Below are 14,925 nucleotides of genomic sequence, written 5' to 3'. Positions count from 1 at the left end.
CACAGCTGATGACCCCGGTCGCGCTGCATACCGTCTTCGAAGCGCTGGCTTACATGGTCGGGTTCCGTACGTTCCTGTGGACGCGTCGCCGGCTCGCCCCGTCCGCTTTCCAGCACGATGACCATGTGGTGTGGGTCGGTGTCGGCGCCATCGTCGGTGCGGCATTGGGCGCCAAGCTGGCGTTCTGGATCGACGATCCGATCGCCGCCTTCGCCAGCTTCCCCGACCTGCGCCATCTGCTCGAGGGCAAGTCGATCGTCGGTGCGTTGCTCGGTGGGTTGATCGGGGTGGAGCTGGCCAAGAAAATTGCGAAGGTACCCCGCTCGACTGGCGATGCGTTCGTGCTGCCTCTCACCGTGGGCATGTGCATCGGCCGCGTGGGATGTTTCCTGGCCGGCCTGGGCGATCACACGTACGGCGTACTCACCTCGCTGCCGTGGGGCGTGGATTTCGGCGATGGCGTGCCACGCCATCCGACCCAGCTCTACGAGATCGCGTTTCTGCTCGCGCAATACGCCGTGATTCACTGGCGGCATGACGTCTTTGCCAAACCCGGTGACCGCTTCCGCGCCTTCATGATCGGCTACCTGATGTTCCGCCTGCTGGTCGAATTCATCAAACCCGTTTTCTACAACTGGCCCGGCGGGCTCTCGGGCATTCAATGGTTGTGCGTGGCGGGGCTGGCATACTACGGACGCGACATCCCGCGTATCCTGCGGGCGTTGTTCGCCAGGGGAAGCGGTGCATGGGAGCCAAGGTAAGGCCATACCTGTTCTACGACAGCGCGGTGTCGATCTGCACCAGCTGCCTGCGCCGGGTCGAGGCTAAAATCCTGATCAAGGACGAGCGTGTCTACCTGGAAAAATGGTGCCCGCATCACGGGCGTGAGCGCGTGCTGATTTCGGATGACGCTGCGTATTATCGCCAGTGCCGCGAGTTGTACATCAAGCCGCCGGAGCTGCCACAGCGCTTCAACACACCACAGCATTACGGCTGTCCGTACGACTGTGGCCTTTGTCCGGAGCACATGCAGCACTCGTGCCTCACCCTGATCGAGATTACCGATCACTGCAACCTGCATTGTCCGATCTGCTACGCCGAAAGCGGTCCGCACCGTCCTGGCTTTCGCGATCTGGCGACGGTGGAACGCATGCTCGACGCGGTGGTGGCCAACGAGGGCGAGCCCGACGTGGTACAGATTTCCGGCGGCGAGCCGACCCTGCACCCGGATTTCTTCGCGATCCTCGATGCGGCAAAGCAGCGACCGATTCGCCATCTGATGGTCAACACCAACGGCTTGCGCATTGCCAAAGAGCCCGAGTTCGCCGCGCGCCTTGCCAGCTATCAGCCTGGCTTCGAGCTGTACCTTCAGTTCGACTCGCTGCGCGACGAGGTGCACAAGGATTTGCGCGGCGCCAAGCTGCGTGACGTTCGCCTGAAGGCGCTGGAGCACCTGAACAGGCACGACATCTCCACGACCCTTGTCGTCACCGTAAAGAAGGGACTCAACGACAGTGAGCTGGGCGAGATCATCGACTTCGCGCTGACCCAGCCATGCGTGCGAGGCGTCACGTTCCAGCCCATACAGGCCGCTGGCCGTCTGGATGGCTACGATCCGGAACACAACCGCCTGACCCTCAGCGAAGTTCGTCGGCGCATCCTCGAACAAAGCCCGCTGTTCCAGCCCGATGATCTGATCCCGGTGCCCTGCAATCCCGATTGCCTGGCCATGGCATACGCATTGAAGGTCGGCGATCAGGTCGTTCCGCTTACCCGCTTCGTGTCACCTGAAGCCCTGGTCAGCAAGGGGCGCAACACAATCGTGGTGGAGCGCGACGAAGAGCTGCGCGCCCATGTATTCGAGCTGTTCGCGACCAATCATTCACCGGAATCCCAGGCCTGTTCCCTGTCCGACCTGCTGTGCTGCCTGCCGCAGGTACAGGCGCCCAGCGAGCTGGGGTATCGCCATGTATTCCGCGTACTCATCATGCAGTTCATCGACGCCCACGGTTTCGACTTGCGTGCAGTCAAGAAATCCTGCGTACATATCGCACAGCCCGATGGCAGGATCATCCCGTTCGACACCTTCAATCTGTTCTACCGCGACGACAAGGCGACCACGCTGGCCAAGCTGCGGCGTGAGATCGACCAGAGCCGGACCTACGAGGAGCAACCGCATGAATGAAATGCGCCTGGAGCCACCCACCTCCGTAGCCTCGCCCCCGCAGGCACCGACGCCGATGCCAGGCAACATCCCCGAACCATCCACCGGATCGCTTGCTGCCGGCGTCGGTCTGGCATGGCTGGTGATGGTGGTCGGCGAAGCACTGGTGTTGTTCACCGGCAGCCTCGCCGCCATCCTCGGTGGGATCTGGCTGCCACCGTTGGCAGTCATCGTGTGGGCTGTGGTACTGCTCAACCGGGGCAAGTCACGCACCGGCAAAGGCATGTTCCTCGGCCTGCTGTCGATCGTGGCCGTGCTGCTCCTGCTAGTTGCTGCGTGCTTCGGTCTGATGAGCAATTACCACTGAGCAATCATCGAACAAAGTGCCATGCCACGAATGCGGCGAACACGCCGTGCAACAGGCCGATCGGCAACAGCCAGCGCGCATCAACATTGCCGCGACGGAACACACTCCACAGGTAGACGATGGCGATGGCGGTCAGCACGCCGGCCACGATCAATGGCGTATCGAACAGCCACGGCGTGGCGAACAGGGCCAGTGAACTGGGAATTGTCGCCTGGATCATCATGGCCTCGGAGATGTTCGCCAGTGCCAGCCGCTCCTTGCCCTGACGTACCCAGATAATCGCGTTGATGCTGGGTCCGGCGAGCGAGTGACCGTTGGACAAAGGTCTCGCCGGGCATGTCCACCACCGGATGGTGACGGTTGCTGTTCGCACCATGGCGCGGAAACCACCGCGACCAAGTATGTTGATGCGAACGCCTCTGGGAACGAGGCTGGCTACTCCCCAATGACGAAGTTGCGCATGCCAGCGGCAGCGGCTGCACCGCACAAGCCGATATCTATCAGCCCATGTTCAGACTGGCGACGCGATCACGTCGTCGAGCTGCCACTGTCCAGGCGCCCGACCTGCCAGCCAATGCGCCGCCTGCAATGCACCCCGCGCAAAAATCGAGCGATCGGTGGCACGATGCACCAGCTCCAGGCGTTCGCCCTGGCCGATCAGCATGGCGGTATGTTCGCCGACGATGTCGCCGCCACGCACTACCGTGAAGCCGATGCTGCCATCGATGCGTTCGCCCGTCTGGCCTTCACGGCTATACACCGCGGCGGCTTCCAGCGTGGTGTGGCGCGCCGCGGCGGCAGCTTTGCCGAGTGCCAATGCGGTGCCGGACGGCGCGTCCTGTTTGCGGCTGTGGTGCACTTCGACGATCTCCAGATCCCAGCCCGGCAACGCCGTGGCAGCCTCGCGCAGCAGTCGCGTCAATACCGCCACACCGAGACTGAAATTGGCCGCGCGCAGTATCGCGATGCTCTTGCCAGAGTCGACAAGCCGCGCTTCCAGCGCCGCGTCGATGCCGGTGGTACCACTCACCAATGCCTTGCCATGCGCCAGGCAATGATCGAGTGCCAACACCAGGCCAGCCGGGCCGCTGAAGTCGACGACGACATCGAGTGCCGGCGCATGCGTCCAGTCATGCGCGTAACGCAATGAGTCCGTACCTCCGGCAAACACCGGTTGGCCAGCGTGGGCCGAACCCGGCGCCACTACTGCATGCACCAGCTCGAAGCGAGCGTCATCGCCAAGCAAGCTGAGCAACGCGCAGCCCATGCGGCCGGAGGCGCCACTGATGGCGAGGCGAACAGGTCGGGTCATCGGCACATTCCAGTCAAAACCGTCGATCGGCACATGCTACTGTGTGTGCCGTTGTGTCACGCGGTGACTTTCGACCAGAACTGCTTCACGCCGTCGACCCAGCCTTTCGCGCGTGGCGTGTGCTTGCCGGCGTCGTTGCTGTCGAACGTGGCCTCGAGCGATTCCAGCAATTCACGCTGCTGCTTGGTCAGGCGCACCGGCGTTTCAACCACCACGCGGCAGATCAGATCGCCGTGACGGCTGCTGCGCACCGATTTGACCCCACGGCCGCGCAAGCGGAACTGCGTGCCGGTCTGCGTCTCGGGCGGAATGCTGATCGGCACCTCGCCTTCCAGCGTCGGTACCGGCAACTCGGCGCCCAGCGCAGCCTGCGAGAAACGGATCGGCAGTTCACAATAAAGATCGCTGCCTTCGCGCTGGAAGATCGCGTGCTCGCGCACGTGCACTTCCACATACAGATCGCCCGCCGGGGCACCGGACGGGCCCGCCTCGCCCTGCCCGGTCAGGCGGATGCGGTCGCCGTTGTCGACGCCCTCGGGAATCTGTACCGACAACGTGCGGGTTTCCTCGATACGGCCTTCGCCGTGGCACTTCTTGCATGGCTTCTCGATCGCCTGGCCGGTACCGCCGCAATGCGGGCAGGCCTGCTGGATCGAGAAGATGCCGTTTTGCATGCGCACCTGGCCGTGACCATGACAGGTCTTGCACTTGCTGACCTTGCCATCTTCCGAGCCGCTGCCGTTGCAATGGTGGCAGTTGACCTGGGTCGGCACCTCGATCTGCCGGCTGACGCCGAACACGGCCTCCTCCAGATCCAGCTCCATGATGTAACGCAGGTCGGAGCCACGCCGCGGACGTCCGTGACCACCACCGTTCCGGCCGAAAATGTCGCCGAAGATATCGCCGAAGATATCGCCGACGTCACCGAAGCCGGCGCCGCCGCGACCACCCATGCCATGCTCGAACGCAGCATGACCATGCTGGTCGTACATCGCGCGCTTCTGCGCGTCGGACAGCACTTCGTAGGCCTCCTTGGCCTCCTTGAACTTCTCCTGCGCATGCGGATCGTCCGGGCAGCGGTCCGGGTGGAACTTCATTGCCAGCCGACGGAAGGATTTCTTCAGCTCGACTTCGGTGACGCTGCGCTCGACGCCCAGCACTTCGTAGTAATCACGCTTGCTCATTCATGCATCCACACTGCTCTTCGCGCCCCAGGATGGAAACCGACGGTTCCGCACCCTGCATTCAGCAGACAGCCCACGCCAGGATAATTCCCGGCGCGGGCTGCTGATTTCGACCGTGCCGATAGCGGCTGCCGATTACTTCTTGTCGTCTTTCACTTCGGTGAACTCGGCATCGACCACGTCGTCCGGCTGGGCTGAGCCGCCGCCCGGCGCGGACTGCGCACCGGCATCGGCCGGGCCGCCATCGCCCTGTGCCGCCGCCTGCAGCGCCTGCGCAACCTGCTCCAGCTTCTCCACTTTGGACTCGATGGCCGCCTTGTCCTCGCCATCCTTGACCTTTTCCAGATCGGACAGCGCGCCCTCGATCGCGGAAAGCTGATCAGGCGGCACTTTGCCGCCGTGCTCCTTCAGTGCGCTGCGGGTAGCGTGCACCAACTGATCGGCCTTGTTGCGGGTGGCGACCAGCTCGTGGAACTTCTTGTCCTCTTCCTTGTTCGCCTCGGCATCGGCCACCATGCGCTGGATCTCGTCCTCGGACAAACCCGAACCGGCCTTGATCTCGATCTTCTGCTCCTTGCCGGTCTTCTTGTCCTTGGCCGACACGTGCAGGATGCCGTTCGCGTCGATATCGAACGTGACTTCGACCTGTGGCATGCCGCGCGGCGCCGGATCGATGCCGGACAGATCGAACTTGCCCAGAGATTTGTTGGCGCTGGCGCGCTCGCGCTCGCCCTGCAGCACGTGCACGGTCACCGCAGTCTGGTTGTCGTCGGCGGTCGAGAACGTCTGCGCGGCCTTGGTCGGCACCGTGGTGTTCTTCTCGATCAGCTTGGTCATCACGCCGCCCATCGTCTCGATACCGAGCGACAGCGGGGTAACGTCCAGCAGCAGCACATCCTTGACCGTACCGCCCAGCACGCCGCCCTGAATCGCTGCACCGACGGCGACGGCTTCGTCCGGGTTGACGTCCTTGCGCGGATCCTTGCCAAAGAAGTCCTTCACCGACTCCTGCACCTTGGGCATGCGGGTCTGGCCACCGACCAGGATCACATCGTCGATGTCGGACACGCGCAGGCCGGCGTCATTCAACGCGGTGCGGCACGGTTCGATGGTGCGCTTGATCAGTTCTTCCACCAGCGCTTCGAGCTTGGCCCGGGTCAACTTGATGTTCAGATGCTTCGGGCCGGACGCGTCTGCCGTCACGTAAGGCAGGTTCACGTCGGTCTGATGGTTCGAGGACAGCTCGATCTTGGCGCGCTCGGCAGCATCCTTCAGGCGCTGCAGCGCCAACGGATCCTTGCGCAGGTCGATGCCCTGCTCCTTGTTGAATTCGTCAACGAGGTAGTCGATGACACGCATGTCGAAGTCTTCGCCGCCGAGGAACGTATCGCCGTTCGTCGCCAGCACTTCGAACTGCTTCTCGCCGTCGACTTCGGCGATCTCGATGATCGACACGTCGAACGTGCCACCGCCCAGGTCGTACACCGCGATCTTGCGATCGCCGCCCTTCTTGTCCATGCCATAGGCCAGCGCAGCCGCAGTCGGCTCGTTGATGATGCGCTTGACGTCGAGGCCGGCGATCTTGCCCGCGTCCTTGGTCGCCTGGCGCTGGCTGTCGTTGAAGTACGCCGGCACGGTGATCACCGCTTCGGTGATCGTCTCGCCGAGATAATCCTCGGCGGTCTTCTTCATCTTCATCAGCACTTTGGCGGCAATCTCCTGCGGCGCCATCTTCTTGCCGTCGGAGGTCTCGACCCAGGCGTCGCCGTTGTCGTGCGCGACAATCTTGTACGGAACGATGTGCAGGTCTTTCTGCACTTCGGCGTCGGTGAACTTGCGGCCGATCAGGCGCTTCACTGCGTAGAAGGTGTTCTTCGGATTGGTCACGCTCTGGCGCTTGGCCGAGGCACCCACGAGTACTTCGCCATCCTTGTTGAAGGCGACGATGGACGGTGTGGTGCGGTCACCTTCCGAATTCTCGATGACCTTGGTGGTACTGCCATCCATCACGGACACGCAGGAGTTGGTGGTGCCCAGGTCGATACCGATGATCTTGCCCATGTGTGTGCTCTCCAAATTTGCTTGCGGCCCCCGCGGCCGCGATGGTTTCCAGATGGGGGTCTGCTCTGGCGATTCAATGCCGGCAAGGCCCCGGATGCGATTTCGTCGTGTTCGCCGCTGCGCCGTTCAGGGAGGCGCCAGCGACAGGAACGCTCAGTCCCTCGCCACCGCGACCAGTGCGGGGCGAAGCAGGCGATCATTCAACACGTAGCCTTTCTGCAGCACGGTGACCACGGTGCCCGGCGCGGCGCCTGGGGCATCCACCATGCTCACGGCGTGATGGCGTTCCGGGTCCAGCGGCTGCCCGAGTGGATCGATCTGCGACATGCCATGGTTCTCGGCCACCTTCAGCAAAGCCTTCAAGGTCAGATTGATGCCTTCGCGCATCGAGGCGATGTCGCCGCCCTCGACCGCAAGGCCACTCTCCAAGCCGTCGTAAACCGGCAGCAATTCGTTCAGCAGTTTCTCGTTGGCGAAGCGGCGGGCCTGTTCGAGGTCCCGGTGCAGGCGGCGACGCTGATTCTCCAGCTCGGCCTTTTCGCGCAGTACGGTTTCGAGCAATTCGGCATTGCTTGCCTCCAGCTCAGCCACGCGTACCTGCAGGCTTTCCAGTTCCGTGGTCGAAGACTCACCCGACTGACCCTGTGGTGACGTATCACCAGGCGACTGCGGATCGTTGTTCTGCATGCATCACTCCAAACGATTGTCATGGCCGACATGCATGCCGACCGTCCAAATTGCGAGAAACCCCGCCTCCCGCAGCGGTTATAGGGTCGTGGCGGCGCGATTCAAGGCGTCACTGAGCAATCCGGCGGTGGCCTGCACCACCGGAATCACCCGCTCGTACGCCATCCGCGTCGGTCCGATCACTCCGACCGCGCCCAGCACGCGCCCCTGCGCACCGTAACTGGCAGTGACCACACTGCAGCCATCGAGTGCGGCGAAGCCGGATTCCTCGCCGATGAACAGCCGCACGCCAGGTGCCTTGGCACACACTTCCATCAACTGCAGCAGTTCGTTCTTCTGCTGGAATGCATCGAACAGCTCGCGCAGACGCTGCAGGTCGGCCAGTTCCGAGTACGCCATCAGATTGGTCTGGCCACTGACCAGTACATCGGTGCCGCCCGCCTGTGGCGCGAACGAGGCGGTGGCCAGCTCCACCGTGCTGGCCAGCAGCCGGTTGAGCTCGCTGCCGGTTTCGCGCAACTCGGCCAGCAGGTGCGTACGGATGTCATCCACGCGCAAGCCGGCAAAATGGGTGTTGAGATAGTTTGCCGCCTGCTCCAGTTCGTGACTGTGCAGTGGCTTTGCCAACTGAACGATGCGGTTCTGCACCTGGTTGTCGGTGAATACCAGGATCACCAGCACCCGCGCATCCGGCAGTGGCACGAAATCGATGTGACGCAGCGGAAAGTCCACCTGGCGCGGCACCGTGACCACACCGGCAAAATGGGTCATCGCCGACAGCAGGATCGAGGCATTGCCAAGCAAATCGCGGGCGGTGGTCGGCCCCGGAGGCAGTTCGCGCTGCAGACGTGCCATCTCGTCATGGGGCACCGGCTGCAACTCGATCAGGCTGTCGACAAACAAGCGCAATCCGCGCGGCGTCGGCACGCGACCGGCCGAAGTATGCGGTGAGGAAACCAGGCCGGCGTCCTCGAGGTCGGCCATGATGTTGCGGATCGTCGCCGGGCTTACGTCCAGCCCGGACGAACGCGACAGCGTACGCGAGCCCACCGGCTCGCCGTCGACCAGATACTGGGCGATCAGCGTACGCAACAGTCGGCGAGCGCGGGCATCGAGGTCGTGGCCATGCGGGTTGATCATGTGCTGTAGCAGTCCTTGAGACCCGACACAAATGAGGTCTGCACGCGTTGCTTGCAAGTGGAAGCGGTGACTAGATGTGCTCTCTCAGTAGGTTGTTCATCCATAGTGAACCCGGATGGGGGTGCGGCCCACCCAAATCTCCGGGAGCCCCGGATGAACCTGCATAAAGGTGCCCGTTTGACGCCCTATAGTCGAGCCCTTCTCGTTGAACGCATGGCGCAGCAAGGCATGTGTTCCGAAGAAGCGGCCAAGGCGGCCGGGTCAGTGTACGCACCGCCTACAAGTGGCTTCGACGGTTTCGCGAAGTAGGCGCTGCCGACCTGATGGACCGATCGTCGCGCCCGCCAGTCCTATCGCACCATCGCTCACAACCTGGTGTTGGCGCCGAGTACCGTGGGCCGTCTGCTGCAGCGAGCCGGACTCAACCGCCTGTCCGTGCTGGAGCCTGCCGAATCGATCCGATGCTACGAACACGAAGCACCCGGTGACCTGCTGCATCTGGATATCAAGAAACTCGGCCGTTTCCGGTGTCCCGGACATCGGGTCACCGGCGACCGCCAGATCACCTCCGGGGTGCTCTGGCTGGGAGTACCTATCGACGACCATTCACGGGTCGCCTTCAGCAGCATCGAGCCCAACGAGCAGGCATTGAGTGCCTGCAGGGCATTGCTGAAGGCTGTGCGCTACTACCGTGCAGTGAGCGTGCGCTTCACCCGCGTTCTCACCGATAACGGGGCATCCTATCTCTCACGCTCTTTTGCCCGCTTCCTGCGACGCCTCGGGCTACGTCACAAACGCACGCGACCTTACACACCACGTACCAAGGACAAGCCGAACGCTTCATCCAGACGGCACTGCGCGAGTGGGCATACGCACGCAGCTAAGACCACTCTGACCAACGCGACGCCCACACGAACCCTTGGCTGCATGAATACAACCGGCATCGTCTCCACACCAGCCTCGACTGCCAGCCACCCATCTCTCGTATCCCTGACGTCATGAACAACCTGCTGGATTTACACAGCTAGACGCTCCGCCCACCCGATTGTGTTCTTCGCCCGCTTGTTTGTGCGTGCAACGCTTACTGGCGCATGAAACGGCGGCGCGCCAGGAACAGAAGCAGTCGTTGCAGCGGATTGTTGTTTCCCCCCGGTCGCCACGTGCGTACGAGCTTGTTGCGGTAGGCATCGAAGTGCAGGCCGTGCGGTACCGCGAGCACCTTGCCCCGGCCAAGCAGGATCTTCAACGCCTGGGTACCGGCTATCCCGGCGCAGATTTCACATGCCATGGGCGTCGACGGTCCCCGCTGGTGGACCAGGTCCACCGCGGACGGATCGACCAGATAGCCTTGATGGAGCACGGCTGGTGCCAATCCCACCATGAAGCGCAGCAACTGCTCGTTGGTCGTCTTTCCTTCCAGCCGGAAATACTCTTCGAATGTCATCTGACCCGGCAGGAACGCCAGCACCGCGGCACCCATGCCCAACGGCGCCGCGGTAATCGCCGGAATGCCGCGTTCGGCGCAAAGGGCGAACAGCCTGGCACGGATATCGAGTACGAAAAAGTCCAGCCCGTCGACGTACAGATCCACCCCTGACAGAAATTGCTCCATGTTGTCGAGGGTGACGCCGCCGGGAAATTTGTTGATGTCCAGATCCGGATTGATGTCCCGCGCCATCCGGGACACCACGTCGATCTTGGGCTGGCCGATGGTCGATTGAAACGCCCCGGCCTGCCGGTTGAAATTTTCCGTGCCGAAACGGTCGAAATCGGCCAGGTTGAACGACTGGATGCCGAGTCGGGTCAGGGTCAGCAGATGGCTGCCGCCAACCCCGCCAAGCCCGGCAATCGCCACGCGCTTGGAACGAAGCGCCGCCTGCTCGGTCGTGGTGATCCAGCCGATCGTCCGGCTAAATGCCGTTGCGTAGTCGAACGGCGCAGTCGTGGCCGGTGCATCAGACATCATGAGACATCTACTCTCGGCATTATTGCGTAAAGCTGTTGCCTAGCCGGCACGGTAACACCGGCTTGCGGCGGTACCGATCCCACCATTGCGCCCCGGAGTCCGCGATTGATCGGGTGCATGCATGGGAAAATCCCGCGGGGTGCAGTGGGTCGGGGCGTGCCGGGTGCGAGGTGACCGCGACCGGCCAGCGAACCCGTTCAACGCAAACAAAATGGCGCCGCATCGGAAGCGGCGCCATCAATCGCCAAACCGCATGCATGAGGTGCCTGCCCTATGCGCGCCCTTCACCCTCTTTGCGGCGCCGCCGGATAAGCAAGCCCAAGAAGGTCAAGCCAAGGCCCAGCAGACCCATCTCACCCGGCTCGGGTACTGTTCTGCCGATCAACGTGGCCGTTCCCGTAATCGGATAGTGGCAAATATTGGTCGGATCCGGTGAGGGCGTACTCGAACACCCTCTGACTATCGAAAACAGGAATTCCGAATTAAGCGTAAAGTCCGCGAATCCACCCAGCCCGTCGGCTTGTGTATGGGTCTGGAAGTAGGACGCCGCAGGGCCTCCGGTCGCGTCCAAAAACCCGATTCCGGTGGATCCAGTCAGGGGTTGGGTAACCGTGCCATTGATCGTGGAAAAAAGCTGCGCGGTGCCCCCAAAGCCAAGAAACGAACCCGTATGGCCGGACAACGTGAGCCACGGCGTACCGACGCCGGCCGTAGTCGGATCCAGCACATTGAAGCCACTGGTGTTGTCAACGAAAAAGCTGATGGATCCAGGACTGAACTCGACCTGATTACCGGTGATGTTCGACACCGTGTACTGGAAGGTGAAGTTGAGGTCACAACCCGGACAAAACGTTGCCTGATTTGTCCCGTTGAACGAGGCAATCTGCCCGTAGCCCGTCAGCACGTTGCCAACGCTCGAAACGCTCGATTCGCGGAAGTTGATTGCCTGGACAGTCAGGTCCAACGGACTGCTGGGATCCCACACGACGCCGCCTACGTTTATGGGAGTTGCAAGCGTCGATCCACTCCACGCACCCAGCGCCAGCGCGCATGCGAGTGCGACTCCGATGCTTTTCTTCATCAACATGTTTTTCTCCTGATAACCGATCAAAAGAGCCGCGACCGGCAATGGCTCGCGAGTGACCCTGCGCTGTAATCGAGCAAGTCGCGTGCCATGTATATAACATGCTATTTTTCCTATGATTTTTCGCTATCCGCTGTCGAAATCACCCAGTATTTGTACGGTATTCCGACACTCTGCCGCGATAAGATGACTGACCTCACCACGTCGTAATGCATGCAACAGATTGTTTTAGCTACAGTTTTACGACGACGACGAAGGCAAGCCGCGTTTGTAAAGAACCCCGACACAAGGATGGAAAACTCATGTCCTTCGCCCTCGCAGTCTGAAACCGCAAGAGCGACCCAGGGCGATTGCGGCACGACTTTACGCTTGCGACGCGTCCGGCCGCGGCAGGTGGGCGAAGATCAAGGTCGCGCAGTGCCTGAAGGGCCCGCGCACAAACGAATATCATGCGGCCCTATGGGAAAGTGCCGAAACTTGCAGGCACTCGTCGCCCGCTGCGACCGTGCGGTGCGGACCGCGCATAGCCAAGCCGTAAAAACACCAGCCCATATCCCGGCGCACACAGGTCGCCCAAGGCCGTACCCAGACGCGAGAGCTGCCGCCGAAAGGCCGGCTCGACGGGTACGAACCCCAGGCTGAAAACTCCCGCCGCCGCATATGGCTGGACCGACAGCCCGTCCAGGGTGGCCTGAAGCCACACGCGCTGCAAAGCGCGGCCACCCGCGAGCACATCGGATCGCGCCGTGGAAGGAATGACGAGCAGACAGAGTCCCGGCGACAGCCGGATTGGCAGCCAGGCCGAGCGCCACCCCAGAATCGACGCCGCGCCCAGCCGGTTGACCATGGTCATCACCACGGGACGACGCAGCGCCTGAAAGACCGGGCGCATCGGCGGCTCCACGGCCAGCGTCACCGGGGCCAGACCTTCCTCGCAAGCGGTGTGCCAGCCAGCGGCAAAGCGGATACTCGAAAACAGCTCCGCGTGCAGCGTCGGGCTCCTGAAACGCAGCGTCTCGGCCTGCCTGATGACGCTCAGTGCGGCTTTTCTCTCACGCGGTGTCTGTGGCCAATAAAGCCGCTGCCCGGGCATCAGCTTGGCCTGGGCATTCAGGCGCGCCTGCGTATCGGGGGTGACTGGACCGCTCCAGGGGAAGCGGCGGTCGGTGTGACGCTGCTCGATCGCACCAGCCAGCGGCTCGGGTTGGTCGCACTCTGGATCGCGGCGCCAACGGATACGGGCGGCCCACAGCTCGTCGTCGGGGCGCGGAAAAGTCTGCACGTCCGCCGCATAACCGAGCGAGCGAGCGTGGATAACCATGTTTTCCAGGCATGCACCGGCGGACAGGTCGCTCAGGACATATCGGGTATCGGATACGCGGCCGCTACGGCCCTCATCGATTCGAAGGTCCAGGTCGTCGCCGCGCCATTCAAACAGCCACGGCTGCGAATTGTCCGCCGAGGGCGCGGCTACGCCTGCGCGCAGAATGGCTGCTTTGATATCCCGGTTCACGGCCTGCGCCCGTTCATATATACAGCTGTGTCATTTGACGCAAAACACCCGAGATCAGTCAGGTATTCCGGCCAATTTAAGTTTACGTTGCGTACCGAGTATTCAGCTCGGCCGCCCAAGCACTATACCGGGAATAAAGGTCTCCACCAGAACCGTCCTTTCAATAAATACAGACCATAAGTCTTCAACATCAAGTGGATGGCTTCTGGCATCTCAAACACGCTGGATGACCAGATTGTCGACTCCCCGTAAACTTGATCCAGGCATAACCAGAGGTCTCCGGGAAAATGACGTTGTTCCGAATTTCGGACACGTTGAAACTAGAAACAGGTCGCTTCTGACGTTGTTTCCTGACCTCGTTTTGCATACTCGCTCGGGGTCAGATGACCGAGCGAGCTGTGCGGACGGCACTGGTTGTAATCGATCCGCCATGCTTCCAGCTTTTCACGTGCGTCCTCGATGGACATGAACTCATGAACATTGAGACATTCGTCCCGCAGGCGGCCGTTGAATGATTCGATCATTCCGTTCTCCGTAGGCCTTCCCGGCCGAATGAAGTCCAGCTGGATACCTCGCTGATAGACCCACTCATCCAGCACCTTGGACGTGAATTCGGTGCCGTTGTCCACCGTGATCGCCTTGGGCAACGGATGCTGTTTTCCCAGTCGCTCAAAGGCATCGATCACCCGGTGCCCGCTCAACGAAAAATCTGCCTCCAGCAGAATACTCTCGCGACTCCATTTATCCACCACGGTGAGCACCCGGAAGGCTCGCCCGTTGATCAATTGATCATGCACGAAGTCCATCGCCCAGTACTGGTGACAGGCGGTGGGTCGGGGCGTGGGGCCACGATGCAGGCTGATCGTCTTGCGCCGCCGGCCGCGCATTCGAAGTTGCAATCCTTCCAGGCAGTACAGCCGATGCACGCGCTTGCGGCCAACCGGCCAACCCTCACGGCGCAGCATCACCATGATTCGCTCGTAACCAAATCGTGGTCGAGCTTGGGCAATGTCGCGGATGCGCATACGCAAGGCCGACTGATCTCTTGCCTGGCTGCAGCAGTACCACGTCGATCGCTGCACCTTGGCCAGTCCGCACGCGCGCTGGGCGCTCACCTGGAACCGCTCATGGATCCAGTGAGCGATCGCCTGGCGACGAACTGGCCTCAGACTTTTTTCGAATGACCTCGGTCAGGATCTGCTTGTCCAGCGTCAGATCGGCCACCAGACGTTTGAGGCGACTGTTCTCCTCCTGCAACTGGCGCAGTTGCCGCAGTTCGGCGACGGCTAGGCTCGCGTACTTCTTCTTCCACACGTAGAACGTCGCCTCGCTGATCCCCATCTGTCGACAAACATCAGCGACCGGGGTGCCGGACTCGGCCAGACGCAGGCAATAGGTGACCTGTTCTTCGGTAAAGCGCGACTTCTTCATCGCTCCTCCTTCGACC

Annotated in this window: 13 protein-coding genes, 1 pseudogene and 1 riboswitch; of the genes and pseudogenes, 4 read left to right on the top strand and 10 right to left on the bottom strand. The window is 61.9% G+C overall.

Annotation, left to right across the window (positions count from 1 at the left end; all coding sequences use genetic code 11):
* Positions 1–8: 8 nt before the first annotated feature.
* The 3 genes from EAH75_RS03830 to EAH75_RS03820 are packed head-to-tail and all read left to right on the top strand — an operon-like array spanning position 9 to position 2,531.
* Positions 9–761 (top strand): prolipoprotein diacylglyceryl transferase, encoded by a 753-nt coding sequence (locus EAH75_RS03830; protein WP_140804309.1) that lies wholly within the window; start codon positions 9–11, stop codon positions 759–761.
* Positions 746–2,185, top strand: coding sequence for a radical SAM protein (locus EAH75_RS03825; RefSeq protein ID WP_140804307.1), 1,440 nt, complete (start codon positions 746–748; stop codon positions 2,183–2,185). The genes EAH75_RS03830 and EAH75_RS03825 overlap by 16 nt, the downstream gene beginning before the upstream one ends.
* A complete protein-coding gene (locus tag EAH75_RS03820; protein WP_140655303.1) occupies positions 2,178–2,531 on the top strand; it encodes a hypothetical protein in 354 nt (117 codons plus the stop codon). The genes EAH75_RS03825 and EAH75_RS03820 overlap by 8 nt, the downstream gene beginning before the upstream one ends.
* 4 nt (positions 2,532–2,535) lie before the next feature.
* Here the strand turns inward: EAH75_RS03820 and EAH75_RS03815 are convergent, their stop codons facing one another.
* The 6 genes from EAH75_RS03815 to hrcA all read right to left on the bottom strand — a co-directional run bounded on the left by EAH75_RS03815 (position 2,536) and on the right by hrcA (position 8,915).
* A complete protein-coding gene (locus EAH75_RS03815) occupies positions 2,536–2,853 on the bottom strand; it encodes a hypothetical protein (protein ID WP_428993488.1) in 318 nt (105 codons plus the stop codon).
* Positions 2,833–2,987: riboswitch (yybP-ykoY riboswitch) on the bottom strand. It overlaps the preceding gene by 21 nt.
* Before the next feature lie 55 nt (positions 2,988–3,042).
* The gene (gene dapB / locus EAH75_RS03810) at positions 3,043–3,843 is read right to left on the bottom strand and encodes a 4-hydroxy-tetrahydrodipicolinate reductase (protein WP_140804305.1); all 801 of its coding nucleotides are present in this window, start codon (positions 3,841–3,843) and stop codon (positions 3,043–3,045) included.
* A gap of 56 nt (positions 3,844–3,899) precedes the next feature.
* Positions 3,900–5,027, bottom strand: a complete 1,128-nt coding sequence (gene dnaJ / locus EAH75_RS03805; protein WP_140804303.1) for a molecular chaperone DnaJ — start codon at positions 5,025–5,027, stop codon at positions 3,900–3,902.
* Between the two features lie 135 nt (positions 5,028–5,162).
* A complete protein-coding gene (gene dnaK / locus EAH75_RS03800) occupies positions 5,163–7,088 on the bottom strand; it encodes a molecular chaperone DnaK (RefSeq protein ID WP_140804301.1) in 1,926 nt (641 codons plus the stop codon).
* A gap of 153 nt (positions 7,089–7,241) precedes the next feature.
* The gene (gene grpE / locus EAH75_RS03795) at positions 7,242–7,775 is read right to left on the bottom strand and encodes a nucleotide exchange factor GrpE (protein ID WP_140655287.1); all 534 of its coding nucleotides are present in this window, start codon (positions 7,773–7,775) and stop codon (positions 7,242–7,244) included.
* 78 nt (positions 7,776–7,853) lie between these two features.
* The gene (gene hrcA, locus EAH75_RS03790) at positions 7,854–8,915 is read right to left on the bottom strand and encodes a heat-inducible transcriptional repressor HrcA (RefSeq protein ID WP_140655283.1); all 1,062 of its coding nucleotides are present in this window, start codon (positions 8,913–8,915) and stop codon (positions 7,854–7,856) included.
* A 153-nt stretch (positions 8,916–9,068) separates the two neighbouring features.
* On the opposite strand from hrcA, the pseudogene EAH75_RS03785 reads away from it, so the two are divergent.
* A pseudogene (locus EAH75_RS03785) lies at positions 9,069–9,943 on the top strand (leucine zipper domain-containing protein).
* 53 nt (positions 9,944–9,996) lie between these two features.
* Here the strand turns inward: EAH75_RS03785 and EAH75_RS03780 are convergent.
* The 4 genes from EAH75_RS03780 to EAH75_RS03765 all read right to left on the bottom strand — a co-directional run bounded on the left by EAH75_RS03780 (position 9,997) and on the right by EAH75_RS03765 (position 14,909).
* Positions 9,997–10,881, bottom strand: a complete 885-nt coding sequence (locus EAH75_RS03780; RefSeq protein ID WP_140804299.1) for a ThiF family adenylyltransferase — start codon at positions 10,879–10,881, stop codon at positions 9,997–9,999.
* Between the two features lie 271 nt (positions 10,882–11,152).
* Positions 11,153–11,968: a PEP-CTERM sorting domain-containing protein gene (locus EAH75_RS03775; RefSeq protein WP_140804297.1), complete on the bottom strand. Its 816-nt coding sequence runs from the start codon at positions 11,966–11,968 to the stop codon at positions 11,153–11,155.
* Between the two features lie 454 nt (positions 11,969–12,422).
* Positions 12,423–13,478 carry a hypothetical protein gene (locus EAH75_RS03770; RefSeq protein WP_140804295.1) on the bottom strand — a complete coding sequence of 352 codons (1,056 nt, stop codon included), beginning with the start codon at positions 13,476–13,478 and terminating at the stop codon, positions 12,423–12,425.
* 320 nt (positions 13,479–13,798) lie between these two features.
* Positions 13,799–14,909 (bottom strand): IS3 family transposase gene (locus tag EAH75_RS03765; protein WP_241668876.1). Its coding sequence is split into 2 segments (ribosomal slippage): positions 13,799–14,648 and positions 14,647–14,909, totalling 1,113 coding nucleotides; the frame shifts between segments, so codons are not numbered across the junction.
* Positions 14,910–14,925: the final 16 nt, after the last annotated feature.

The organism is Rhodanobacter glycinis, from assembly GCF_006438785.1.
Classification (GTDB): domain Bacteria; phylum Pseudomonadota; class Gammaproteobacteria; order Xanthomonadales; family Rhodanobacteraceae; genus Rhodanobacter; species Rhodanobacter glycinis_A.
This window is presented reverse-complemented; position numbering and strand designations above follow the sequence as displayed.